Consider the following 25469-nt stretch of genomic DNA (forward strand, 5'->3'; position numbering starts at 1 on the left):
CTTTATCACGGGCGGGCTTTTCCCCTTCCAGCCGCTTCGCAAAATGCGCACCATAGCCGCCATGCTCGAACATATCCCGACCCATCTCATCGCCGGCCCGCTGGGCGCCGGCAAAACCAGCCTGATCCGTGATCTGCTGAGCCAGAAGCCGGCCGATGAACGCTGGGCAGTACTGATCAATGAGTTCGGCCAGATCGGCCTGGATGCCGCGCTGCTGAGCACCGGCACGGACGGTATTACCCTCGCGGAAATCCCCGGCGGCTGCCTGTGCTGCGTCAACGGCGTGCCGTTTCAGGTCGGTCTCGGCCGGCTGCTGCGCCAGGCACGTCCGGACCGGCTGCTGATCGAGCCCTCGGGCCTGGGGCACCCCGCCGAGCTGCTGCGCCAGCTCAGCCAGGCACCATGGCAGACAGTCCTGGCCGTTCAGCCGACCGTGCTGGTGCTGGATGCCGATGCCCTGAGCCGCGGCTTGCCGCTGCCCGACAGCCAGCAGCAGGCCTTGGCTGACGCCGGTCTGCTGTTGATGAATAAAAGCGAATCGCTCGACGAGGCGGCACGGGCAGCACTGAGTGGTCGCCTGCCACGGTGCCCGCTGTTCTGGACCCGCCACGGTCGGCTGCCTATCGCGAAATTGCCGGGCATCGGAGTGCGCGCCAGCGAACAACCGCAGGCGGTTGCGCTGCCAACGGGAGCTGCCTCGCTGCCACAGGTCTGGCTCGATCCGAGCAAAGCGATCTGCCAGGTGCAGGCGACGCCGGAAAACTGGAGCATCGGGTGGCGCTGGCACCCAAGCCAGCGCTTCGACCTCGAGGCAATTGCGCAGTGGCTGGCGCAGTGGCCATGGCGCCGCGCCAAACTGGTCGTCCAGGGCTGCAGCGGCTGGCAGTCGGCCAATGCCCTGGATGGCGAGGCGCTGGTCTTCAGCCCCAGCGAGTGGCGCCGCGATTCGCGGATCGAGCTGATCTTTGCCGAGCCCCAGCCACAGGCCGAGGTGGAAAGCGCCATGGAAGGCTGTCGTATCCGCGCTTGAGCTCAGTCGCGCGGCCGGCGCCAATCGTCCAGCTGAATCACCCGACCCGGCTCGTCGGCGGGCTGGAAGGGATGGGCAGCCAGCTCGATCCGCCCGACGTGGGCGCCAAACATGACGATGGTCCCGGGATGGCGTTGCTCACCGGTCACGGTGAACTCGAAACCATAGATTCGCGCCAGCCGGCGCTGGCCGCGTGCGTCGGCCAGCAAGGTCAGTTTGCGAAAGGCGACATTGCCGTCGAGCAACTCGACATCGAGCTTCTTGCAATGCCGTCGCACCGCCTGCAGCGCCCGCTCGCGAATGCCATGGGAATGCCACAGCCAGGCGCCGGCCGCAGCCAGCAGCATGAAGAGGAATAGATTGCTCAGAGTCAGCATGGAGTTTCGGAAAGTAACCGGCGGGCGCACAGCTTAGCAGGCCGCGGCCCTGCTGCCGTGTCGATGCAGGCGCCTATCCGCCTCAGCTTTCCAGCCAGACGTCGCGGGCCCAGTGCCATACCGTTTCCCAGGTTTCCTCGGTCAGCTCGGCATCGTCGCCGTCCCATAGCGTGACTTCGCCGTCCAGATCGACCACGTAGTAATCGCGCCCATCCTGGCAGATCGGGATCAGGTCGCGCGGTACGCCGGCATCCCAGGCGTTGGCCGCAACTTCCGGCAAGTAGGTATGCGACTGCGGATCGGTGGCAGTGACCGGCTCCAGGTGCCCGTAGATGACATCGCTGACCTGCAGCAGAAACTCGCGTAAGCCGAACGGCAGGTTGATCAGCAGCTGCTCCTCGATTTCCACCAGCAGATCATCGTCCGGCAACTCCAGCGGCACCGGCACCGGCTCGTTGAGCTCGCGCAGCTGTTCGATGACTTCTTCCACATCCACCTCCTGTCGTATGCCCCTGGGCAAGGCCCCGTTTATACAGTCCGCCGGATTGGCGAGCCAGTTCTGTCGCGTTAAAGTGCGGGGCCAAGCGAAACACTCGGTTAAGACTTTCCCCACAACTCCCACGCTCAACCTGCACAATCGCAGACCTTAGGTAGCAACTTGCATTGGTGCCTGCCCGCCACCTCCGGTCCGTACCGGGCCTGAACAAGGACACACACAATGGCCACTACCGAAGCTCGGGACCTGCTCGCGGCAATCGACCGATGCGCCGATGAACCCATCCATATACCTGGCAGCATCCAGCCCCACGGGTTTCTGCTGGTGGTCAGCGAGCCGGAACTGCACGTGCAGCAGGCCAGCGAGAACGTCCAGCAGTGGCTTGGCGTCGAGGCGCAGTCATTGCTCGGTCAACCGCTATCGAACCTGCTGCCGACGGCGCGCCTCGAAGCGGGTCTGGCAGCACTGACCGAGGACGACCACAACCCGTTTCATCTGAGCGATGTCTGCATCCGCGTCCACGGCACCGTGGACCAGACCTTCGCCCTGCTCGGGCATCGCCACGGCGGTCACCTGATTCTTGAATTCGAGCGTGCGGACAACGCGCACCAGGCTTACGACGCCCTGTACCCCCTGATGCGCACCTTCGTCGTTCAGCTGCAGGAGACGCGCGAGCTTGAAGCGCTCTGCCAACTGGCGGTGCGCGAGGTCAAGCGCATTACCGGTTTCGGCCGCGTCAAGGCTTACCGTTTCGATGCCGAAGACAATGGGCTGGTGCTGGCAGAGGTCGCCGATCCCGGTTACCCCAGTTACCTGGGCCTGTGCTTTCCCGCCGCGGACATACCGCCACAGGCACGCCGCCTGTACCGGGAGAACCTGATCCGCGTGATTCAGGACGCCAACTACACGCCCTCCCCTCTGGTGCCTGCACTGAACCCGGTTTCGGGAGCGCCGCTGGACCTGAGCTTTGCCGCATTGCGCAGCGTCTCCCCGGTGCATCTGCAATACATGCGCAACATGGGCACGCTGGCGTCGATGTCGATCTCCATCGTCATTCGCGACCGCCTCTGGGGCCTGATCTCCTGCCATGATGCCGAACCGCGCACGGTCAGCTACCAGACCCGCACCGCCTGCGAACTGCTCGGCCGCATCCTTTCGCTGCAGATCGAAGCGCGGGTAACGGAAACCCTGGCTCAGCGCAAACTGGAACTGCGCCACCAGATCGTGCATCTGCTCTCGGCCATGGCCGACCGTGACAGCGTGGTCGAGGGCTTCCGCCACCTGCCGGACGTCGTGCTGGGTTTCGCTGCAGCCGACGGTGCGGCGATCATTTCCGCGGACAAATGCGAAACCGTCGGCAATACACCCGACCACCTGCAGATCCTGCGGTTGACCGAATGGCTGGGCGAACGACGCGACCAGCTGATCTTTCATAGCGACTGCATCAGCCGGGACATTCCCGAGATGCCGGAGCTGGCCGGCCACTGCGCCGGCGTCATGGCGATTTCCATCTCGCGCTTGCACGCGCATTACCTCATCTGGTTCCGTCAGGAGCAGATCAAGACGGTCAATTGGGCAGGCGCGCCGGAAAAACAGGTCGACCGCCAGAGCGGTGCACTCAGCCCGCGGCACAGCTTCGCGCGCTGGCAGGAAACCTTGCGCGGCTATGCGCAGCCCTGGGACCCGGTGGTCATCGAAGGGGCGCTGGAGCTGCGCAACGCGGTGCTTGGCATCGTCTTGCGCAAGGCCGAGGAAATGGCTCAGCTGGCCGGCGAACTGCGCGCCAGCAACAAGGAACTGGAGGCCTTTTCCTACAGCGTGTCCCACGATCTGCGCGCGCCGTTACGGCATATCGCCGGCTACACCGAACTGCTCAGCGAGATGGAAAGCAGCCAGCTGAGCGAACGCGGTATGCGCTTTCTCGACAACATTGCCGACGCCGCGCGCTTTGCCGGCACGCTGGTGGACAACCTGCTGAGCTTTTCACAGATGGGTCGCGCGGCGCTGCGCCTGACGGATGTGGATCTGGAAGCGCTGGTCGCCTCGATCCGCGAGGAGCTGGCGCCTGACTGCGAGGGCCGTCAGATCGAGTGGCACCTGTTGCCGATGCCGATCGTCGTGGCTGATGCGGCCTTCCTCCATATGGTGTTGCGCAACCTCATCGACAACGCGGTCAAGTACAGCCGTACCCGTGAGGTCGCCGTGATCGAAGTGGGTGCCGAGCAACGCGCCGGCGAAGTCGTGGTCTACGTGCGCGACAACGGCGTCGGCTTCGACATGCAGTACGCCGGCAAGCTGTTCGGCGTATTCCAGCGACTGCACCGCATGGAGGAGTTCGAGGGCACCGGTATCGGCCTGGCCAGCGTACGCCGGATCATCGAGCGCCACGATGGCCGGGTCTGGGCCGAAAGCCAGCTGGACAAGGGCGCCACCTTCTATTTCTCTCTACCCAAACTGACCTATACGTCCTCCCTCTTGGACCGAGACATCTGATGCTGAAACCGATACTGCTGGTGGAAGACAACCCCCACGACCTGGAACTCACGCTGATCGCGCTGGAGCGCAGCCAGCTGGCCAACGAAGTGGTGATCATGCGTGACGGCGCCGAGGCGCTGAGCTACCTGCAGCGCACCGGCGCCTACGCCGAGCGAGTCGACGGCAACCCTGCCGTGCTGTTGCTGGACCTCAAACTGCCCAAGGTCGACGGACTGGAAGTGCTCAAGACGGTGCGCGAGACCGCCGAGCTGCGCAGCATTCCGGTGGTCATGCTGACATCCTCGCGGGAGGAGCCCGACCTGCTGAAAGCCTATGAACTCGGGGTGAACGCTTACGTGGTCAAACCGGTCGAATTCAAGGATTTCGTCGCCGCAATCTCCGACCTCGGCATCTTCTGGGCCGTGCTCAACGAGCCGCCACCTGGTTCGCTGCGACTCAAACGCGCGCGCAACAAAGACGAAAAGCACTGAATGAACCTCTGCCCGCCAATGCCTGGCGGGCCGTCACGACGACTCCTGCATCCTCGACAGGATAGATATGCCAGCGTCAAAGAACATCAGCGTCCTGTTCATCGAGGACAGCCCGCACGACGCCGAACTGGCCCAGCTGGCCCTGGAGCGCAGTGGCTACACGCTGCACACCGAGCTGGTCTACAGCCACGCCGGGGTCGTCGAAGCGCTGCAGCGGCGATCCTTCGACCTGATCCTGGCGGACTTCATCCTGCCCGGCTTCTCCGGTAGCCAGGCGTTGCAGGAAGCACAGCGGCTGGCGCCACAGACGCCTTTCATCTTTCTCTCCGGCGTATTCGGCGAAGAGCACGCAGTCAACATGATGCGCTCCGGCGCCGTCGACTATGTGCTCAAGCAGAAACTCGGCTTCCTGCCCAAGGCCGTCGAACGGGCGTTGGCGGAGGTCAACGAGCGCCGCCGGCGGCTACAGGCCGAGCAGGCGCTGCGTGAAGTAGAAGTGCGCGCGCGCCTGGCCATCGACGCGGCGCGCCTGGGCATGTGGGACTACGAGCCGCAGAGCGACACGCTGATCTGGGACGAGCGCTGCCGGGCCATGCTAGAAGTCGATACACAGACCCCGGTCGACATGCAGCTGTTCGAGCGCCTCTGCCATCCGGGCGATCGCGAACGGATACGCGAACAGGTCGCCGGTGCCATTTCCGGTGAGAATGCCGGCGAGTTCTGTACTACCTACCGCGTGCTTTTCAAAGACGGCAGCCTGCGCTGGATGGAAACCCGCGGCCAGGCCTTCTTCGAAGGCGGCCGGTGCACCCGCTTCGTCGGCGTGGTGATGGACATCACCGAGCAGCAACTGGCGACACAGACGCTCAAGCAGCAGAACGAAACCCTCGGTGAGCGAGTGCAGCAGCGCACGCGCGAACGCGACCGTACCTGGGAGCTGTCACGCGACCTGCTGGCCGTTACCGATCTCGAGATGATGCCGGTTGCGCTCAACCCCATGTGGGGGCTGGCTTTCGACTTTCCTCTCGAGCAGTTGATGCAGCATTCGCTGACCTGGCTGGTGCACCCGGACGATCTGCAAGCGACACGTGAAGAAAACACGCGCGTCAGCCGCGGCAGGGTCGCCAATCGCTTCGTCAACCGCATGCGCCATCGCGACGGCAGCTATCGCTGGCTGTCCTGGTCGTTGGTGGCCGATGGCGGTCGTATCTATTCCGCGGCGCGGGACATCACCAGCGAAATCGCCGCGGTCGACAAACTGGCCGAAGCCAACCGCGAGCTGCGCGCGCAGATTCAGGAACGCGAGCGTGTCGAGGCCACATTGCAGCAGATGCAGCGCCTCGAAGCGGTCGGCCAGCTGACTGCCGGCGTCGCCCATGACTTCAACAACCTGCTCACCGTCATTCTGACCAGCGCCAGCTTCCTGCAGAACGATCTGGAGCAAGGCGCGCCGGCAGAGCGCAGCCTGCGGCGGCTGCAATACATCCGCGAATCCGGCGAACGTGGCGCGACGCTGACCAGCCAGTTGCTTGCCTTCGCCCGTCGTCAGCAGTTGACACCCACTGCGATCGACCTCAACGACACCCTGGTCAGTCTGCTCAGCCTGCTGAAAAGCACCCTGGGCGGCAGTGTCAGCATCGAAACCGACACCCAGGCCAACATCTGGCATGCGCTGGTGGATCCAACGCAGATCGAGATGATCATCCTCAACCTGGCGATCAACGCCCGCGACGCCATGGGCGATAGCGGGCGATTGACGCTGGGTACACGCAATGTGGTGATCACCGAACCGGCGCTGCGCGCCGAGGACCCGAGCCCCGGGGAATATGTCGTACTTTCGGTCACCGATACCGGCACCGGCATGAGCGAAGAGGTGCTGAGCAAGGCGTTCGAGCCGTTCTTCACCACCAAGGAGGTCGGCAAGGGCTCGGGGCTGGGCCTGGCCCAGGTATTCGGTTTCGCCAAGCAGTCCGGCGGTGGTGCACGCATCGAAAGCCGTCCGGGCGCCGGGACTACGGTAAAGGTATTCCTGCCGCGTACCGAGCTACCGGCAGCAACGGAGCCGACCGCTGCCTTGAGCGCCGGCAGCCAGGAAGACAACAGTCAGCATCGCATTCTGCTGGTCGATGACGATCACGCCGTGCGCGAAGTGACCGCGCAGATGCTGCAGAACCTTGGTTTCGCAGTCATCGAAGCAGACAGCGGCGAGCATGCCTTGCAGCTGCTCGGAGAAGGCATCGAAGTCGATCTGCTGCTGGCGGATTTCGCCATGCCCGGAATGAATGGCGGCGAACTGGCACGGGCGGTACGGGTGGGCCAGCCCGAGCTGCCGGTGATATTCGTGACGGGCTATGCCGAGCTGTGTGAATTGGGCCTGGTTGGTTACTCGATCATCCAGAAGCCGTTTCGTGAAGAGCAGCTGGCCAACAAGATTCACCTCGCATTGCGCGAAGGCAGCCCGACCGATGGCTGAGCTAAGGACACGTCTCAGACAGGCGACAGCTGCCCTGCACGAGCAAGTCGATACCGCCTACTCAGGCTTCGCTCTGGACCAGCCGGACGACTATCGGCGCTTCCTGCGTGCTCACGCCCGGGTGCTGAGCGCCACGGAAATTGCGCTGGAACAGGCCGGCATCGCCGAGCTGCTCGACGACTGGCCGATGCGCGCGCGCCGGCACGCGCTGCTGGCCGATCTGGCTGAACTGGGCTGCCCTGCTCCCGCGCCGCTGCAGGCGCCGCGAATAAACGACATAGCCAGCTCCTGGGGCGCGGTCTACGTGCTCGAAGGATCACGCCTGGGCGGGCGGGTACTGGCCCGACGCATACGCCTGGGCGACCCGACAGCACCGGTTCGCTACCTTGAGCATGGTGACGTCGCGAGGCTCTGGCCGGCCTTTCTCACGCGGCTGGAACAGGCCGCTCCCGACTGTGCCTGGGCGCCGATGCTGGCCGCCGCCGAAGCGACGTTCGGCTTATTCACCGCCGCTGCTACAGTCGAGCGGGACTACGACTACAGCTGAACAGAAAAGGCCCCGCAGGGCCTTTTCTTTTTTGCACACGCTCATGGTGGCTTACAAATAATTCTGACAATTTCAGAGCTATAAATCGGGGGCTGAGGTCGATTAGAGTCAGCTTTCAAATAATAATATTTCGACAATCAACGTGTAGAGAACTGACTAGAACAACGATTTTTGCCAAAATATTTTGACAATTTCACCGTACATACAACGTGCATGCTGTGGAGCCCAAGATTGCTGCTGCAACTTAGGCTTTGGCATCACACTGCTGCAACTCTACAGCACATAAAACCTTTGCCGCGCCTCACTCCGTTGACCTGCAGACCCTGCTCAAGAGGCGCGTAGGAACAACAATACACTGCCTCCACGGAGCAGCGCCTCGTCGAACCGCCATCTCCACGGTGCTAGAGCACCTTGTTCATGCTTGCCACTGAGGTGAAAAAGCGGAAAAGGCATGAGATATTTGGTCTATCCAGATCCCAGGAGCGCGATTTTTCGCAGCCCGCGATGTAAGGCTCGCGCTATCGAGGCGTTAGCCGGTCATTACCTCGTAGCGCCAATGTGCCGGCCGTTGCGAATATCGCGCGGCAGTTTTTTGCAACGATCTCAATAAGCCAACGTACATGCCGCGCTGGTGATGGCCGTCGCATGCCCGCAGCCACGATCGGAGATGCCGCTGTACTCGGATTGCGGCAGGGAGCTGTTGGGATAATGCGGCGATAGAGAGCTTTTTCAGCTCGTTTAACGCCGAACTGGTGTACCTGACTCGCTATGAAGCGAAAACCGACCTGCTCGACTACATCCGCTTATACAATCACCCTCGGCGCCACTCGACGCTGGGCTACCTTAGTCCGATCGAGGTTTGAGCGGGCAAACGCGAGCAGTAGCTCTCAACTATCTGTCCGCCAACCCCGGGACAGACCTGCCTAGTTGCTTTCAGCTTCTAGTGTGTCGTTGGGCGAAGTCTGCAACACTCCTAACAAGTTTTTCGGATAAGAGGGAGCATGATGTTTCAAATCCATCGGATGGGGGCTCTGACGCTAGTGTTCGCCAACGCCAAGAGTTCACCGCAATGATCCCTCAACGTTCCAATATGACCTGGAACCTGCTGCTGCTAACCTGGCTGTTCGCACTGGTATCGACCCTGTCCGCGCTGTTCATTGGTGAGGTAATGGGCCAAGCACCCTGCGTGTTGTGCTGGTTCCAGCGTGCCTTCATGTTTCCGCTGGCTGTGATCCTGGCGATCGCCAGCTACCGCTCGGATTTCACCGTCTGGCGCTATGCCCTGCCGCTGACCGTTATCGGTGCGGCGCTGGCATTTGTCCACACGCTGCTCTATGCCGGGCTGATACCACAGCCGATCCAGCCCTGCACGGCCACCGGTCCATCCTGCTCAGGCGCCGGAATGACCCTTTTCGGCGTAGTGCCCCTGCCGGCACTCGCCTTGTTAGCTTTTATCCTTATCGGCATCCTGCTCATTATCATCCGTCGGAGAACCACCCCATGAATCGCCGTTCCGTGGTCCTGATCGTCAGTGTCGTGATCCTGGCCGTCTTTGCTGCCGCTGCATTCTTATATTCCCCCTCCCAGTCGCCTCAACAGGCCCAGGCTCCCGGTTCGACCGTCCAAGAGACCGGGACACAGCCCAAACAGAACGGCGGCCAGTTGGTTCGCTTCCACTCACCGGTGTTCGGCCCGGCGCAGGCTCCAGTAACCATCGTCGAATTCTTTGACCCTTCCTGCGAGGCATGCCGCGCCTTCCACCCCTATGTGAAGCAGATCCTCGCCGAGAACCCGGAAGACGTGCGTTTGGTGCTGCGCTATGTACTGTTCCATCAAGGCTCCGAAGAGGTGGCGCGAATGCTGGAGGCGGCGCGTAAGCAAAATCTCCATGAACAAGTGTTGGAGGCTGTGCTGGAGGCCCAACCCGGTTGGCACGACGACCCCAAGGTAACGCAGGCATGGGCTGCTGCAGAGCGCGTCGGTTTGAACTTGGAGCAGGCCCGCCAGGAGATGCATACGCCTGGCGTCAACGCCGTGCTGGAAACGGACATGCAGGACGTTAAGGCCGTTGGGGTTCGTGGCACGCCGACCTTTTTTGTCAATGGTCGTGCGCTCAGCGAGTTTGGCCCGGAGCCGCTGCGCCAGTTGGTGAACAGCGAAGTGGCCAAGGCACGGGAATAACACTATGAGCGCGCTGGAAAACCGCGTGCCACCGCTGCTCGTGGCGGGCCTGATGGCTGTGCTGATGGGTTTGTCGGGAACCAAATTGCCGGGCTTCGAACTGGCATGGACCGCGCGCCTGACCTTCGCTTTGCCGGTACTGCTCCTGGGGCTCGGCGTGTGCCTCGCCGGCGTACTGTCGTTTCGCCGCGCTCGCACTACGGTCAATCCACTAATGCCGCAGCAGGCTTCGGCATTAGTGGAGGCTGGCATCTAGCAATACAGCCGCAATCCCATGTACTTAGGCTTCGCCATTATCCTTGCGGCTTGGGCGCTGGCCTTGGCCTCGCCTCTGACCCTGCTGGGCGTGGTTGCTTTCGTGCTGTACATGAACCGTTTCCAAGTAGCACCCGAAGAGTGGGCGCTGGAAGCACTGTTCGGCGAATCATTCGTCCGCTACCGCGCACAAGTCCGCCGCTGGCTCTGAGCCTCGGCGGCGTTAGCGTCTGCCGGGGCTTACTCGTCACATCAGCATGCCGAAGATGCCCACGACCTAGCCTGATCTCCTTGTGAAGAACTGCTTTAGCCACATGCCGCTAGCATGTCTCTGGTCGATGACATAGCGGCAACGAGTGATGTCACAAGTTCACTCCGTTGATATCGAGCTAACTGTCTAGCAACAGCGTTGAGCGCAAAGCAGGCTTATGCTTCGCTGCGATGACTGTCGGCCTGCCTGGTGTCGATACAAACACTGCCGTCTAGCTCCATTTCAAGTGTCGAGTGGCTGACTTTGAATTGCTCATGAAGTACTCGTTTTAAATCAGTCTTTACTCGTTCAATATCGGGCAGGCTAGCCTTCTTGATGACAACATGTGCTTCCAGTGCGATTGTATGCTCAGCGATTTCCCATACGTGTACGTGGTGAACACTCACAACGTCGTTTACATGTTCCATGATATTGATTATGTCGGCGATGGAAACTCCTTCTGGCGCGCCCTCCATCAACAAGTGAATGGTTTTAGGTAGCATGCTAAAGCCTTGCCAGAGCACGTAACCAGCAATCATCAGTGTCAGTACAGTATCCGTCCAGTACCAGCCATATAGAAGTATCAATGTCCCGGCGATAATCACGCCGACGGACGCCAGTGCATCCGACACATTGTGCAAGAATGCCGCCTTTATGTTCATGCTGTCCTTAGACATCGTGTATGTGAGCAAGGCAGTGACGATATCTACAATTAAGGCTACTCCCGCGACCACGACCACCGTCCAACCTTCAATGGGCTGCGGGGAAAACAACCGGCCTACAGCCTCATAGATAAGATAGAGGCCGACGATAATCAGCGTGACCAAGTTGATCAAAGCCGCTATGGTTTCACTGCGCCGGTAGCCAAAGGTTTTAAAAGCATCTGGCGGCCTGCGACCGATCTTACGTGCGATCAGCGCAATAACCAGTGATGCGGCATCGCTCAAATTATGTAGCGCGTCAGCTATGAGCGATAAGCTACCAGAAAGTATTCCGCCGACTATTTGCCCCAGTGTTAATGCTGTATTAACGCCAATAGCAACCATTAGACGCTTATCGCCTATGGCTTCGGTGTTATGGTTATGTTCGTGGACCATTGGTTTATAACCGCCTATTAAAAAACCACCATTAGACTAAGGCCAAGAAGCCAAACAGCCGCCCATAACGGCAAATAGACAATAATAGCCATTTATATCGTCTTGCACGGAAACAGCTTCCAAACCATTGACAGAAATCTGACCACCACCGCCCGCGTTCGTGCGTCATTGCCTACAATATGCCGATAACTGGCCGACCCTTGTCATGGTCTGAACATGACAGACCTGTAATCTTTCGATAATTTTCCGGGGGCTCAAGCTGCACTGCGAAATATTACATTTCAATAATGTAATGCTTGGCTCACACTGCCGTTATCTTCGGTCGCGCAAAATTCATTCGCACCTGTAGAGCTCACCGGGAAAGCTCAATAAGCCACTTGAATTTCGCGAGGACTGCATTATGAACCTGTTGAAAGCTATTGTTGTTGGATCGGTCATCTTCGGCTCCGCATTGTCTTATGCAGGAGATGGCTATGACCGTTCAATGAAATTTAATGAAAAATTCCGTGCAGATCAAAAACGAATTCACGGATCCGAGTCAGCTGGAAAAAAATTAGACGTCCTAGAAGCTAAGAATACGCGACCAGATCAGAGCAATATGCTAATCAAGAAAGAAACCAAAACTGACTAACCGCTTCATCCCGAACAATCTCCGCCTCCGATAGCTTCCGAGTCCCGTTGGTAAAGCTGTATTAAGCGCCTTTCGAGGCGCTTTTCTTTTCTTCCAATAACGTGCCCGTCATCGTTACCAGCGCATTGGGGGCCCACAAATCGCTCAGTGAACCCTTTAAAGCTTCGATTTTGATGTTCATAAAAAAGGCCAGGCATCGAGCCTGGCCTTTTTGTGCGAAAACCAATATCAGGTCGCGTCCTCATTCTCTTCGTTGCGTCTCCTGCGGCCCTGCAGGACCGTGTAATAGAGCGCTGGCAATACCAGCAGCGTCAGTGCCGTCGAGGAGAGGATGCCGCCAATGACTACGGTTGCCAGGGGCCGCTGGACTTCCGCACCGGTCCCGGTGGCCAACGCCATTGGGACGAAGCCGAGCGACGCCACCAGCGCTGTCATCAGGACTGGGCGCAATCGCACCAGTGCGCCCTCACGCACAGCCTCGGATAAAGGCCGGCCTTCCTCTAGCAATCCTTTAATGAAAGCAATCATCACCAGTCCGTTGAGTACTGCCACACCCGACAACGCGATGAACCCGACGCCAGCGGAAATTGAGAGGGGAATGTCCCGGAGCCAGAGTGCAAGAATTCCCCCAGTAAGCGCGAACGGAATGCCAGTGAAGACGACCAGCCCATCGCGCAGTGTGTTGAACATCATGAACAGCAGCACGAAGACCAGCAGTAAGGCAACTGGGACGACCAGCTGCAGGCGCTTGGCGGCAGCCTGCAGCTGCTCGAACTGCCCACCCCACGTCGTCCAGTAACCGGGCGGTACCGGGTTTCGTTCAGCGATTGCTGCAGACGCATCTTGGACGAAACTGCCAATGTCACGCCCTCGAACGTTGGCGCTTACCACCACCAGACGCTTGCCATCCTCACGGCTGATCTGATTCGGGCCCAGCACGAATTCCAGCGTGGCAACCTCAGCCAGCGGGATAAAGTCGATTCGGTCGTTGGCAGCACCCGCTACCGCTGGCACCGGAATCGGCAGGCGAGCCAGCACATCCGGATCGGCACGCAGCGTATCGGAAAGACGAACAACGATGTCGAAACGACGGTCACCCTCAAAAAAGGTTCCGGCTTCCCGTCCGCCAATCGCGGCGGCGACGGTATCCTGCACATCGCCGATGTTGAGCCCGAAGCGTGCCGCCTTGTCACGATCCACATTGACGCTCAGCAATGGGAGGCCCGTCGTCTGCTCCACTTTAACTTCGGAAGCGCCTGGTACGTCTTGCAATATCGCCGCGATGTCATCAGCTGTTTTGTTGAGAACATCCATATCGTCCCCGAACACCTTAACGGCCACATCGCTGCGAACTCCGGAAATTAGCTCGTTAAAGCGTAACTGGATCGGCTGAGACATCTCATAGTTGCTGCCCGGCACAGATGCGGCCGCCTTTTGGATGTCCTCAATGAGCTGCTCGCGGGATTTGTCCGGATCTGGCCATTCTTCCTTGGGCTTGAGCATCACATAGCTGTCCGAAATATTCGGCGGCATCGGGTCAGCCGCGATCTCGGCGGTGCCGGTTCGGGCAAATGTACGCTTGACCTCCGGGACCTGCTTGGCAATTGCCTTTTCCAGCCGCTGCTGCATATCCACGGATTGGGAGAGGCTGGTCCCTGGAACGCGCAGAGCTTGAAGCGCAAAATCACCCTCGCTAAGGCTCGGAATGAACTCGCTACCCATTCGCATCACCAGCAGGGCAGACAGCAGCACGCTAGCGACGGCGCCACTGAATACCAATGTGCGGTGACGCATGACCCAGTCGAGCACGGGCGCATAGCCATTGCGCGCTGCGCGCATCAGGCGGTTGTCCTTCTCTTGCACCTTACCAGTGACAAAAAGCGCAACAGCAGCGGGCACGAAGGTGACCGATAGAATCATGGCACCCAACAGTGCGATTACCACGGTGAATGCCATGGGGTGGAACATCTTCCCCTCGACACCGGTGAGCGCAAAGATGGGCAGGTAGACCACCATGATGATCAGCTGGCCGTAGATGAGCGGACGCCGTGCCTCCTTGGCCGCCGCGAATACTTCGTGGAAACGCTCGCTACGGGTCAGAATCCTGCCATGTTTTTCCTGGGCGTGGGCAAGCCGGCGGATGGCGTTTTCGACGATGACCACCGCACCGTCGACGATGATGCCGAAGTCGAGAGCCCCTAGGCTCATGAGGTTGGCACTGACTTTGTTGGTGGCCATGCCGGTGAAGGTGAACAGCATGGACAACGGGATGACCATTGCTGTGATCAGGGCTGCACGCAGGTTGCCGAGGAAGAGAAACAGCACGGCGATAACCAGGATCGCGCCTTCGATCAGGTTCTTGCGAACCGTGGCGATGGCCTTGTCCACGAGGTCGGTCCGGTCATAGACCGTTATCGCGCTTACGCCTTTTGGCAGGTTCTGGTTGATACTCTCCAAGCGCTGCGCGACGGCCTGCGACACGCTACGGCTATTTTCTCCTACCAGCATGAAGGCGGTCCCAAGGACCACCTCGCGTCCATTGTCGGTGGCCGCCCCTGAACGCAGCTCACGGCCGATCCCCACTTCGGCAATATCGCGAACCCGCACGGGCGCGCCGCCTGCGTTGCTCAGGACGATATTGCCAATGTCCGCGGGGGAGTCGAGCTGGCCAGGTGTGCGGATCGACAACTGTTCGCCGTTACGCTCAATGAAGCCGGCGCCGACGTTGGCATTGTTGCGCTCAAGCGCAACGACGAGCTGTTCCAGAGTGATTCGGTAAGCGGCCATGAGCTTCGGGTCGGGCGCGACCTGATACTCTTTGGCGAAGCCACCGATTGTGTTGATCTCGGCAACCCCTCGAACGTTTCGCAGCTGCGGCTTGATGATCCAGTCCTGGATTTCGCGCAGGTCCGTCGGCGTGTAGGGCTGACCATCAGCACGGCGCGCCTCGGGCTCTGCCTCGACCGTCCAGAGGAAAATTTCCCCCAGGCCCGTGGAGATGGGACCGAGGGTGACCTCCACGCCCTGCGGAAGCTCATTACTCGCGGCCTGCAGCCGTTCACTCACAAGTTGCCGAGCGAAATAGAGATCGGTGCCATCGTCAAAGATCACGGTGATCTGAGCGAACCCGGAGCGCGACAATGAACGTGTCTGGCGCAGGTGGGGCAAGCCGGCCATCGCCGTCTCGATGGGGAAGGTAACGCGTTGCTCGGTTTCAAGCGGCGACGCGCCTGGGACTGCGACGTTAATTTGAACCTGTACATTGGTGATGTCGGGCACAGCGTCGATGGGCAAGTGCTGGTAGCTATAAACCCCGACGCCGGCCATGCCCAAGACCGCGAGCAGCACTAGCCAGCGCTGCTCGATGGCGAAGCGAAGAATACGTTCGAACATGAGTTAGGTATCCGGAGGATCAGTGAACGTGCTCGGCGGAGCCTTTGCCGAGTTCGGATTTCAGGATGAAGCTGCCAGCGGTCGCGATCTGTTGGCCGGCCTGCAATCCGTCACGAATTTCCACGCGATTTTCGTCGCGCTGGCCCAGCGAGACCGAGTGCGCCTGGAAGCCGTGCGGCGTGCGAACGAAAACCGTCGGCGCGTTTTCGACGGTCTGGACCGCCTCGACTGGAACCGTGACCGGAACACTACGTCCGTCGGCGCTAACTCGGACCGTCACGAAAAGACCGGGACGCCAAGCCCCATCGGGGTTGGCCAGGGTCACGCGGGCTGTTGCGGCACGCGTCTGCTCGCCCAGCAGGCTGCCCACATGGGCGACCTTACCCATTGTTCGCACCCCTAGCTCGCCGGCAACAACTTCGACTTCTCGGCCGACGGTTACGCGCATCAAATCACGGGCAGGTACGCTGAACGTAGCCCAAACCCGCGACAAATCAGTCAGCGTGAAGACGCTGGTCGTTTCATCTGCACGTTCGCCCAGCACAATATGCTTCTCGACGACGACTGCATCGAAAGGTGCACGGAGCTCGTAGCGATTGCCCACACCGGAGTCACTTCCGCCGCCCAGCGCCCGGGTTTTTTCCTGGGCATTACGCAAGTCGATTTCTGCTACGCGCAGGCTCTGCTGGGCCTGCAAATAGTCCTGTTCTGCAGAGATACGCTCCTGCCACAGAGTGCGCTCACGCTCGAACAAGATGCGAGCCAGTCGGAGGCGCTGCTCGGCGGCAGCCAGCTCACTACGCTGTTCGGACAGCTGCTGGCTGGCGATAACCGCCAGCAACTGGCCCTTCTTCACTTGGTCACCCAGGTTGACCGAAACCGATTCGACAACGCCGGCCACACGGGGCACGACATGTGCGGTACGGTCTTCGTCGAAACGCAGCTCGCCCGGCAAAGATACAGACGAGCCGATTTCAGCCGGTCCGGCCTTGCTTAGCTGAATGCCTGCGGCACGTATCTGCTCTTCGGAAAGCTCAATCTCACCTTCGGCATGCGTTTCGTTGCCGTGCTCGTCCTCCTCACCGCCATGACCGCTTTCGTCACCATGGCCGTGGCCATCGCCTTCAGCGTCATGACCGTCTTCGTCCCCATGGTCGTTCTCAGATTCCTCGTGACCGCTTTCTCCATCCTCATGCGCGTGGCCATCCTCGGCGTGCTCAGCCTTGTTATCGCTGGCCTGCGCCTCAAGAACGAAGCCCTGTTTTACGCCAACGCCGGTCAGCAGTACCAAAGCGACCGCCAGAGCGATTCCCGTCTGTTTTTTCATGCAAGCTCCCCCACCGCCAATACGTAATGGCGGCGTTTCGGTCATTCGAAGGTAGTGGTAGGTCCGTACAGCCGCTCGATACGCGCCCAGGCGTCGACCACGGCTTGCAATGACTGCAGATAGCGCGTGCGTGCATCTATCAGCGCACGCTGTGCGTCGAGCACGTCGAGGAACGCGAAGCGGCCAAGACTGAAACCACGTGTGGCCGCTTCCACGGTTCGCTGTCCTGCCGGCAGTATCCGGTTGCGTATTTCCTCGACGTCTGCACGTGCGGTACGCCAGTCGCGAAGGGCCTGCTGGATCTCCGCACGAACGCGCAGCTCTGCCGCATTACGAAGATCACGCGCCTGCTCCGCCCGCCGTGCGGCCGCCAGAACATTGCCTTGGTTACGATCGAATAAAGGCAGCGGAACAGAGAGGCCGACGAGGTTGACGCGCTCACGCTCGATTTCGTCGTACTGGCTACCGATACTGACGCTTATGTCCGGGTAGCGCTGGCTTCGCTGAAGCCCCAGCTCGGCTTCACTCAAGGCCACTTGGCGCAGAGCCCTACGCATATCGGCACTCTCACGCACGCGCGCCAATAATGCAGATTCGCTAGGCACATCTGGCAGGTGTTCGAAACTGCCCAGCAAACTGCCAAACTCCGGTGCGTCGGTCCCGAGCAGGCGCGCTAGCATCTGTCGAGCGTTGTCCCATTCCTGGCGTGCTCGCCGCAGGTCCAGTTGTACGGTCGCCAGTTGCATATCGGCGCGCGTCGCCTCCACTGGCGAAACTTTTCCGGCATCGACCTGTGCATCGGCGACCTTAGCAGCCCGTTCGGCCAATGACAGAGAGGCCTCGGCCAGTCGCATGCCTTCTTGGGCGCGCAGGGCGGCGAAGAATGCCTGGATCACATCTGCACGTAATCCTTGGCGTCGAAGGTCGAGATCGGCATCCACCATCGAGCGATTAGCATCCGCCACGCCGATTCGAGCGCCGCGCTTGCCGCCCAACTCGATCGACTGGGTGATTGTAATTGAGCGGGTCTGGCGGTCGGACTGAGTGTCTTCCACCTCGAACCCTAATTCCGGGTTCGGGATAACCCCAGCTTGGCGGCGCAGACCGCTTGCGATGCCGATCTCCGACCGCGCAGCGGAAAATTCTGGGTTGCGTTCATACGCAAGGGACACGGCCCGCTCCAGTGTCAGACCGTCTTGCGCGCCCACCTCGAGCGACATTAGTGCCAGCCCGAGCCCAAGCAGCCCGCTAGCAAGCAGATACAAGCGTTTCTTTTGATACATACGCAACACTGCAGTGCAGTGCCCCCTTCGTCGATAGCGTTTCCTCAGCCGCACTAAACCGGCCAGATAGCTGATGGCTAAGCGGCGTGACTTTAGATAAGCGCGGATATCGGCCGGGTGACTACGACATTACAAATTTGTAATCCAAGGAATATCTGCGATTGCACCGCTCAAGATTACGAGATCGTCATTTACCGCTAATCCTGCGGTCATTTACAGGGGAAGATCATCGCCCGGCACTCGAACAAAAAGGCGAAGGCGTCATTCGAGCGCTGACATGCCGTATATCAGGAGCATCATCATGAGCAAAAAGGCCGCCCTTTCACTTACAGCCCTTTCACTGGCACTGGGCAGCGCCCCGGTCTTTGCCCAATCGGAAACAGCGGAGGGCTTCATCGAAGGCAGCACGCTTTCGCTGATAAATCGCAACTTTTATTTCAACCGAGATTTTCGCGACGGTGGGAGCGCCACCGGCAATGGCTATTCTGAGGAATGGGCTCACGGACTGATGGCATTCTTTGAGTCCGGATATACCCAAGGCTCGGTGGGGATCGGCGTCGACGCCTTCGCCATGCTCGGCCTCAAACTCGATTCTGGATCAGGACGTTCCGGTGCTGGCGGAACCGTCGATCTTCTCCCCTACAATAGCGCCGGCGATGCCGAGGATGACTTTTCTCGAGTAGGGGGGGCCGTGAAAGCACGGTTCTTGGGCACCGAGATCAAGGCAGGCGATGTATTTCCCGCTACTCCTGTCGTGCACTTTGGTGACGCACGGCTGCTGCCGGAGTCTTTCAAGGGTGTCACCGTTGTGAACAACTCGCTGGACGACCTCACCCTCCAGGGCGGCCGCCTGCACGCGATGAGCCAGCCCAATACCAGCAACACGAACGATGACTTCGTCACCTTCTACGGCGGGGCCGTGGACGCGCCTTGGCTCGGCTACGCAGGCGGCGACTATAGCGTGAACGAAAATCTCAGTCTTAGTCTGTACACCAGCCGGCTTAAGGACGCTTGGAACCAACATTACTTCGGTCTATCGGCCACCTATCCGCTTTCTGATGTCGTCGCGCTGCTGGGCAGCTTCAATTACTACAAGGCAATCGACGAAGGCCGCGAGCTGCTGGGCGAGTTCAACAACAACATCTGGAGTTCCAGCCTGGGTGTCGCCTTCGGCGCGCACACCGTCACGGCGTCGTATCAGCGAAACAACGGTAACAACGACTTTGACTACTTGCGCCAAGCGGACTCGATCTACCTGAATAACTCCATCCAGTACAGTGATTTCAACTCACCTAAAGAGCAGTCCTGGATGCTGCGTTATGACCTGAACATGGCGGGTTACGGCATACCTGGGCTTACGTTCATGACTCGCTACGCCCGCGGCTGGGGCGCCGATTACAGCAACGCAAATGAGGTATATATGCGCCAAGACGATAACGGCGCGCCTCTGTCCGGACAGAAGCGCTGGGAACGCGACGTCGAAGCACGCTACGTTGTACAGACAGGCTCGTTCAAGGACCTCTCTCTGCGGGTGCGCCAGGCTACAACACGGGCGACTGCTTTCGAGTCCGACCTCAATGAGGTTCGATTCATCGCCGAGTACCCGCTCTCGATCCTGTGAAGCACCACGGGCAACACCACATCTTCGTTTTTTGCTCCCTTGGTTTGAAGATGTGTTTCAGGCGCCCATAGGGGCGCCTTTTTTTGCTTGAGTGAGCCTCCTTGCGCTGCCAGTCAACCAAATGACCAGTAGATTACAAATCTGCAAGATGGCCCTGCAGGTCTTTTACGGCGCTAGAGTGCTTCGCGCTTCCCTAGGCAGATCTTCGCTTCTGTCTTTCACGCTAGGGCCAGGTCGCTTTTGTCTTGACCTTATAGTTACTACATAGATTATTTTTGGTTCCGTTTAACCGGCACCCTACCTCCTTGCCGAGCTACCTGAAAACATGCGCATCCTGGTTGTAGAAGACGAAAACAAAGCTGCGGACTACCTGCAGCAGGGCCTTATCGAATGTGGTTACACGGTTGATCGAGCGGATGATGGGCTCGATGGATTTCACCTGGCACTGCAGAACGACTATGACATCGTGCTACTGGATGTAAATCTGCCAACCATGGATGGGTGGGAGGTGCTCGAACTCATCAGGCGGCGTAAGCAGACACGCGTGATCATGCTGACAGCCAACGCCCGCCTAGAGCAAAAAGTCCGCGGCTTGGAACTGGGCGCCGACGACTACCTGGTCAAGCCGTTCCAGTTCCCCGAGCTGCTCGCTCGTATCCGGACACTGTTGCGGCGAGGCGAGGCAGTCGCACTTCCAAGCAACCTGCGTGTAGCCGACCTCGAACTGGACCCTGGCCGGCATCGGGCCTACCGGAGTGGTCAGCGTATTGATCTCACCAGCAAAGAATTTGCGTTACTGCACCTGCTCATGCGCCGGACTGGCGAGGTGCTGACGCGCACCGAAATTACCGCCTTGGTCTGGGACATTAACTTCGACTGCGATACCAACGTGGTGGATGTCGCAATTCGTCGCTTGCGGATGAAGGTGGACGAACCCTTTGGCGATCGCCTGATACACACCATTCGCGGTGTCGGGTACGTGCTGGAGGCGCGGCCTTGAAGCCACTCAGCCTCGCATCGCGTCTCGCGCTTCAAATCACACTGACCGGCGCCGCTTTGGTCGCGCTACTGATTGCACTGAGCTACTGGGTACTTGTGCGCCAACTGGAACTGCGCGCCCAGGAGGAGGTGACGGCCAAGCTCTCGCAGATCGATCATGGACTCCTAGAAGACACCAAAGCCCGTATGGGTCGTTCCTGGCAACACGCACTGAGCGATACGGTACTCGGCCATGACAACCTTTCGATTACGGTCATCGGCGATACGGCGCAATCAGCCATTTTCAATATCGGCCGGTTCGCCCATGCGCCGCAGCAGCTGGATCTCGTGAGCAGGGACGGCGACTATCTTGGCTGGACAACGAAGGATGGCGTGCAGATGCTAACCGGGCGCAAGCAAATCCAGGTCCCGGGACTGGCTCCAATGACGCTTTTGCTTTCGCAAGATCGCAGTGCCGATCAACGGCTGGTGGCTGCATTCCTGCGCTCGGCCTTAGTGATCGTGCCGATGCTACTGATATTGATCGGATTGGCTGGATGGCTAATCGCCCAAAATGGTTTGCGACCGCTGCGCAAGTTCCGGGTCTTGGCGACTAAGGTATCGACACAGGACCTATCACCCCGAATCCGCAGCGATCGGCTCCCACAAGAACTCCAGGCATTAGCGCACAGCCTCAACGTAATGCTTCATCGACTCGATGACGGAGTTCAGCAACTGTCACAGTTCTCGGACGATGTGGCCCATGAATTGAAAACTCCGCTGAACAACCTAATAGGCAAGGCGCAAGTGACTTTGGTACGTGAGCGAAGCAAAGAGCAGTATCGTGAAGTACTCGAATCATCCGTTGAAGAACTGGAACGTATGGATCGAATCGTGTCAGACATGCTGTTTCTCGCCCAGGCCAGCCACGCCAGCCCAGCACTGAAACTCGAACAACTATCCCTGGGAAGTGAGGCGAATCGCGTCTGTGAATACCTCGAAGTCCTCGCCGAAGAAGCCGGAGTCGCAACGACGGTAACGGGCGATGCCATAGTTCTAGGAAATCGGCTTATGGTCCAACGGGCCATTTCCAACCTGCTATCCAACGCGTTGCGGCATTCGAATACTGGCAGCACGGTCGAAATTAAGATACTTGAGAAGGACATAGACATCGTCTCGCTGGCTGTCACCAATCATGGCGCGACTATCGAATCGGATCATCTCCCGCACCTGTTCGACCGCTTTTACCGCGTTAACGGCATACAACCTCGTGGGGCAGGATTGGGGCTAGCTATTGTCCGTTCAGTGATGAACCTCCACAAAGGCCACGTGGCCGTCGCCAGCAAAGACGGTCGGACCACATTCGAACTCACCTTTCCTCGGCACGCCTGATTCAAAGTGATACGGCATGGAGACGAACGTCACTGCGAAAGGTACTGTCAAACTACGCGACGAGCGACTATCTAAAGTGGATCTCGGCTTGGTATCCACTCCCACGAGCCCAACGCCATACATGTAATGCATGCGTCTGGCGAGAATTCACAGCCTCAACTTCCGCCTATCGTGCAAGTTGCCGACGGGGGAGTTGCGCTGACCGACATGTCGTCGATGCACAGACTATGAACGGCATCCCGACTGGGTCGCAAAAGGTGAACATGGCCATGGACCAGAAGTTGGCGGGCCAGACCGTTAATGCCACCAGCATGGTCAAGTATGATTATAAGCGCGACCGTCACCTGCTCACGGTCAGGCCTAATCGAAGCGTAGGGTGGTCTACAATAATGATGAGTTTTCAAATAGGGTCGGATCAGCAAAAAGCGAGGGTTAATTACGCCTTTGTAATGCAAAGATCATCTTCTGGTAAGGGTCAAACCTATAATATAAATTATCAACTAACCAAGAGGTGTAATAATGAGCCGCCCTGCTAAAGTAATTCTACCGTTCTTTTTCGCTTTTGCTTCTTCGCTCGCAGTGGCAGAAGGCGGGGGGGGAACTAACAATGCAGCGCGTTGACAGTGCGCCAGTAACAAAGCCCACTCTAAAAATGCTTTTAAAAGAAGGTAAAGTGCTGAGTATAGCACCCGCAGGAATGACCGGTACGACCGGAATGATTCAGAACTATGGAGCTAACGGAAAAGTTCAAACGTACGAGATGAAGATTAAGTCTCCTGATGGGAATATCCATACGGTCGAGTTTTTGAGCGCCCCGGTTGGTGTAAACAACGGCTAACGGGCCAGTAAGTTCCCAACACCATTCATTTAGTGCATGCGTTCTCGCTAATGCCGGCGAGAATGCCGCAAGCCTCAACTTCCCGCCCATCGTTGCAATTAGCCCGCAGTGAAACGAGTTGTCGTTCGAGTGACTGCCGGGCGGTTATCTGCGACCTGACTTGAGAAATGTGTTCATCGAGCAAGGCATTAAGGAAACCCTGAAGAAGACTTCCTGAATCTGGTGAAATACGCCGATCCCGTTGCCCGAGTTTCCCGATGAAGCAGATGACCTTCGCCGACGCCGAGTACGCCGGCAAGCGCAAGCAGACCCGCAAGGAATTGTTCCTGATCGAGATGGACCAGGTGGTGCCGTGGAAGGGCTTGATTGCCTTGATCGAGCCGCACTACCCGAAGGGCGAAGGTGGTCGTCCGGCCTACCCGCTGCTGGCGATGCTGCGTGTGCACCTGATGCAGAACTGGTTCGGCTACAGCGATCCAGCGATGGAGGAAGCGTTGTACGAGACCACCATCCTGCGCCAGTTCGCCGGCCTGAGCCTGGAGCGCATTCCCGACGAAACCACCACCCTCAACTTCCGCCGCCTGCTGGAGAAACACGAGTTGGCGGCTGGGATTCTGGCGGTGATCAATGGCTACCTGGGTGACCGGGGTCTGTCGCTGCGCCAGGGCACCATCGTCGATGCCACGCTGATCCACGCACCCAGTTCGACCAAGAACAAGGACGGTAAGCGTGACCCGGAGATGCATCAAACGAAGAAGGGCAACCAGTATTACTTCGGCGCTAAAGCGCACATCGGTGCCGACGAAGAATCGGGCTTGGTGCACAGCGTGGTGGTGACCGCCGCCAATGTCGCGGACATCACCCAGGTCGACAAACTGCTGCACGGCGAGGAAAACGTAGTGTGTGCCGACGCTGGTTATACCGGAGTCGAAAAACGCCCTGAACATGAAGGCCGCCGAGTCATCTGGCAGGTCGCGGCCCGACGCAGCACCTATAAGAAGCATGGCAAGCGCAGTGCCTTGTACAAAGCGATCCGCAAGATTGAGAAAGCCAAGGCTCAGGTGCGGGCGAAGGTTGAGCATCCATTCCGCGTGATCAAGCGGCAGTTCGGCTACACCAAGGTGCGCTTCCGCGGATTGGCCAAGAATACTGCGCAGATGGTGACGCTGTTTGCCCTGTCGAATCTGTGGATGGCCCGCCGACATTTGCTGGCCAGCGCAGGAGAGGTACGCCTGTAATGCGGAAAATGACTGCTGCGAAGCGCTCGCGGTAGCGAAAAAGATAGAAAAGTGCGACTGACTTGAGTGTTTTGGATCGAGTGGCCACTTTCAAAATCGGTAGGCGCTGAATTCAGCCAGAAATGCATGGCTACTTCAGACCATCCTTAACGGCCGTACAAGGCTGGCGAGGGTCATCCTGGTAGCTTTGGAGTGCGTGAATCTCTGGGAGTTACAGATTCAGGATGCGGCAGCGCCGGATGAAGGCTAGCCGCTCGCCATGCTTCTCGGTGTAGACACGATAGCCGTTCGCCTGGCGATCAGGCGGTGGCAGCAAGCCCTGCTGCTCATAGAAGCGGATCGTCTGTGTATCAATCTCTATTAGCCTTGCTAACTGACCAATGCGCATCGTGTGAATCCTCATCGGCTCTGCGTTATTGACCTTATAGTGTCTATAAGGCTTTTAATGATCCCATCTTCGATTTCAAGCCAACACCAAATCGGCCAGAATCAACAGCAGCAGACCGACACTCAGCAATGCGGTGCGACTGACGCGATCGGACCATTTTCCTACTGGATAGACAGACAGCATGTAGAACCCCGCCATTACGACCATAACCAAGGGCACCCAGGTGGCGGAGAATCCTAATTGTTGCGCGCGCAATACAAGAAATGCCTCGCTGAAACGTGCCAGCGTGAGTATTGCGCCTATCCCCGCGACCCACCAATGCGCTGTTGAAAACTGTCTCAGGGAGCTGAGGCGGATAGGCGAGCGAAAATGATGGGTGCCTGGCTTGTGCCACTGGTTTCGGCCCTCTCGGTGCTGTTCATCGGCGAGGTAATAGCGAGGCATCTAGTGGTGTTGTGCTGGTTCCAGCGCGCCTTCATGTTTTCGCTGGGGGTGTAGTGGTCAACTAATCCTGCCATCGCCTGTAGCCGCTCGGTTTTAGAGCGTGGCATCATGCCCTACCGCTAACACGCTAACCGCTAACCGCTATCGGTGCGGCGCTGGCACGTCGCGCCTTTGGTTTTCATGGCAGCTTCGTCCTGTTCATTTGGTATCAGCGAGCTTGGAGGGCGGTATTGCAAGGCTGTTTCTCATAATCATTGTCTTGCT

Annotated in this window: 19 protein-coding genes and 6 pseudogenes; 16 read left to right on the plus strand and 9 right to left on the minus strand. The window is 58.9% G+C overall.

The features are described from left to right. The first annotated feature begins 43 nt into the window (after positions 1 to 43). A complete protein-coding gene (locus BHD08_RS18300; RefSeq protein WP_125024037.1) occupies positions 44 to 1030 on the plus strand; it encodes a GTP-binding protein in 987 nt (328 codons plus the stop codon). A 2-nt stretch (positions 1031 to 1032) separates the two neighbouring features. Here BHD08_RS18300 and BHD08_RS18305 read toward each other — a convergent pair whose 3' ends face one another. Next, the gene (locus tag BHD08_RS18305) at positions 1033 to 1407 is read right to left on the minus strand and encodes a DUF3301 domain-containing protein (RefSeq protein ID WP_125024039.1); all 375 of its coding nucleotides are present in this window, start codon (positions 1405 to 1407) and stop codon (positions 1033 to 1035) included. Positions 1408 to 1489: 82 nt separating this feature from the next. After that, a complete protein-coding gene (locus BHD08_RS18310) occupies positions 1490 to 1897 on the minus strand; it encodes an SMI1/KNR4 family protein (RefSeq protein WP_125024041.1) in 408 nt (135 codons plus the stop codon). Between the two features lie 228 nt (positions 1898 to 2125). On the opposite strand from BHD08_RS18310, the gene BHD08_RS18315 reads away from it, so the two are divergent. The 8 genes and pseudogenes from BHD08_RS18315 (at position 2126) to BHD08_RS18350 (ending at position 10536) form a co-directional block, all read left to right on the plus strand. Continuing rightward, positions 2126 to 4396 (plus strand): ATP-binding protein, encoded by a 2271-nt coding sequence (locus BHD08_RS18315; protein ID WP_125024043.1) that lies wholly within the window; start codon positions 2126 to 2128, stop codon positions 4394 to 4396. Beyond that, positions 4396 to 4869, plus strand: a complete 474-nt coding sequence (locus BHD08_RS18320; RefSeq protein WP_125024045.1) for a response regulator — start codon at positions 4396 to 4398, stop codon at positions 4867 to 4869. Before BHD08_RS18315 ends, BHD08_RS18320 begins: the two co-directional genes overlap by 1 nt. A 67-nt stretch (positions 4870 to 4936) precedes the next feature. Further along, positions 4937 to 7342 carry a response regulator gene (locus tag BHD08_RS18325; protein WP_125024047.1) on the plus strand — a complete coding sequence of 802 codons (2406 nt, stop codon included), beginning with the start codon at positions 4937 to 4939 and terminating at the stop codon, positions 7340 to 7342. Next, on the plus strand, positions 7335 to 7889 hold the full coding sequence (locus BHD08_RS18330) for a biliverdin-producing heme oxygenase (RefSeq protein ID WP_125024049.1): 555 nt from the start codon (positions 7335 to 7337) through the stop codon (positions 7887 to 7889). The genes BHD08_RS18325 and BHD08_RS18330 overlap by 8 nt, the downstream gene beginning before the upstream one ends. A 674-nt stretch (positions 7890 to 8563) precedes the next feature. Then, positions 8564 to 8752 (plus strand): annotated as a pseudogene (locus tag BHD08_RS18335) (integrase core domain-containing protein); the annotation flags it as partial. Positions 8753 to 8958: 206 nt separating this feature from the next. Beyond that, the gene (locus tag BHD08_RS18340; RefSeq protein WP_003280185.1) at positions 8959 to 9393 is read left to right on the plus strand and encodes a disulfide bond formation protein B; all 435 of its coding nucleotides are present in this window, start codon (positions 8959 to 8961) and stop codon (positions 9391 to 9393) included. Continuing rightward, on the plus strand, positions 9390 to 10070 hold the full coding sequence (locus tag BHD08_RS18345; RefSeq protein ID WP_125024051.1) for a thioredoxin domain-containing protein: 681 nt from the start codon (positions 9390 to 9392) through the stop codon (positions 10068 to 10070). The genes BHD08_RS18340 and BHD08_RS18345 overlap by 4 nt, the downstream gene beginning before the upstream one ends. A 4-nt stretch (positions 10071 to 10074) precedes the next feature. Then, positions 10075 to 10536 (plus strand): annotated as a pseudogene (locus BHD08_RS18350) (methyltransferase family protein). 215 nt (positions 10537 to 10751) lie between these two features. On the opposite strand, the gene BHD08_RS18355 reads toward BHD08_RS18350, so the two are convergent. Beyond that, positions 10752 to 11672: a cation diffusion facilitator family transporter gene (locus BHD08_RS18355; protein WP_102857155.1), complete on the minus strand. Its 921-nt coding sequence runs from the start codon at positions 11670 to 11672 to the stop codon at positions 10752 to 10754. A 400-nt stretch (positions 11673 to 12072) separates the two neighbouring features. Here BHD08_RS18355 and BHD08_RS18360 point away from each other — a divergent pair, with 400 nt between their 5' ends. Continuing rightward, positions 12073 to 12303 (plus strand): hypothetical protein, encoded by a 231-nt coding sequence (locus tag BHD08_RS18360; protein ID WP_080573167.1) that lies wholly within the window; start codon positions 12073 to 12075, stop codon positions 12301 to 12303. A 228-nt stretch (positions 12304 to 12531) separates the two neighbouring features. Here the strand turns inward: BHD08_RS18360 and BHD08_RS18365 are convergent, their stop codons facing one another. The 3 genes from BHD08_RS18365 to BHD08_RS18375 are packed head-to-tail and all read right to left on the minus strand — an operon-like array spanning position 12532 to position 18306. After that, the gene (locus tag BHD08_RS18365) at positions 12532 to 15696 is read right to left on the minus strand and encodes a CusA/CzcA family heavy metal efflux RND transporter (protein WP_003291207.1); all 3165 of its coding nucleotides are present in this window, start codon (positions 15694 to 15696) and stop codon (positions 12532 to 12534) included. 19 nt (positions 15697 to 15715) lie between these two features. Further along, the gene (locus tag BHD08_RS18370) at positions 15716 to 17023 is read right to left on the minus strand and encodes an efflux RND transporter periplasmic adaptor subunit (RefSeq protein ID WP_125024053.1); all 1308 of its coding nucleotides are present in this window, start codon (positions 17021 to 17023) and stop codon (positions 15716 to 15718) included. Between the two features lie 41 nt (positions 17024 to 17064). Then, positions 17065 to 18306 carry a TolC family protein gene (locus BHD08_RS18375; protein ID WP_068506209.1) on the minus strand — a complete coding sequence of 414 codons (1242 nt, stop codon included), beginning with the start codon at positions 18304 to 18306 and terminating at the stop codon, positions 17065 to 17067. A 301-nt stretch (positions 18307 to 18607) separates the two neighbouring features. On the opposite strand from BHD08_RS18375, the gene BHD08_RS18380 reads away from it, so the two are divergent. The 4 genes from BHD08_RS18380 (at position 18608) to BHD08_RS18395 (ending at position 23135) form a co-directional block, all read left to right on the plus strand. Continuing rightward, the gene (locus BHD08_RS18380; RefSeq protein WP_084899568.1) at positions 18608 to 19927 is read left to right on the plus strand and encodes an OprD family porin; all 1320 of its coding nucleotides are present in this window, start codon (positions 18608 to 18610) and stop codon (positions 19925 to 19927) included. A 325-nt stretch (positions 19928 to 20252) separates the two neighbouring features. Beyond that, positions 20253 to 20927: a heavy metal response regulator transcription factor gene (locus BHD08_RS18385; protein ID WP_045634019.1), complete on the plus strand. Its 675-nt coding sequence runs from the start codon at positions 20253 to 20255 to the stop codon at positions 20925 to 20927. After that, complete coding sequence (locus BHD08_RS18390) at positions 20924 to 22297, plus strand: heavy metal sensor histidine kinase (protein WP_108235071.1); 1374 nt, start codon at positions 20924 to 20926, stop codon at positions 22295 to 22297. The genes BHD08_RS18385 and BHD08_RS18390 overlap by 4 nt, the downstream gene beginning before the upstream one ends. Positions 22298 to 22904: 607 nt before the next feature. Beyond that, the gene (locus BHD08_RS18395; RefSeq protein ID WP_256678727.1) at positions 22905 to 23135 is read left to right on the plus strand and encodes a hypothetical protein; all 231 of its coding nucleotides are present in this window, start codon (positions 22905 to 22907) and stop codon (positions 23133 to 23135) included. A 25-nt stretch (positions 23136 to 23160) separates the two neighbouring features. Here the strand turns inward: BHD08_RS18395 and BHD08_RS18400 are convergent. Continuing rightward, positions 23161 to 23328: pseudogene (locus BHD08_RS18400) on the minus strand (Cd(II)/Pb(II)-responsive transcriptional regulator); the annotation flags it as partial. Between the two features lie 64 nt (positions 23329 to 23392). Here BHD08_RS18400 and BHD08_RS18405 point away from each other — a divergent pair. After that, the gene (locus BHD08_RS18405) at positions 23393 to 24373 is read left to right on the plus strand and encodes an IS5 family transposase (protein ID WP_125024055.1); all 981 of its coding nucleotides are present in this window, start codon (positions 23393 to 23395) and stop codon (positions 24371 to 24373) included. 148 nt (positions 24374 to 24521) lie between these two features. Here BHD08_RS18405 and BHD08_RS18410 read toward each other — a convergent pair. Then, a pseudogene (locus tag BHD08_RS18410) lies at positions 24522 to 24761 on the minus strand (MerR family transcriptional regulator); the annotation flags it as partial. A gap of 78 nt (positions 24762 to 24839) precedes the next feature. Next, a pseudogene (locus BHD08_RS18415) lies at positions 24840 to 25163 on the minus strand (MFS transporter); the annotation flags it as partial. Here BHD08_RS18415 and BHD08_RS23345 point away from each other — a divergent pair. Continuing rightward, positions 25131 to 25330, plus strand: a pseudogene (locus BHD08_RS23345) (disulfide bond formation protein B); the annotation flags it as partial. The pseudogenes BHD08_RS18415 and BHD08_RS23345 sit on opposite strands and share 33 nt — an antisense overlap. Positions 25331 to 25469 lie beyond the last annotated feature (139 nt).

The organism is Pseudomonas sp. SCT (assembly GCF_003864275.1).
Taxonomy (GTDB): domain Bacteria; phylum Pseudomonadota; class Gammaproteobacteria; order Pseudomonadales; family Pseudomonadaceae; genus Stutzerimonas; species Stutzerimonas stutzeri_AE.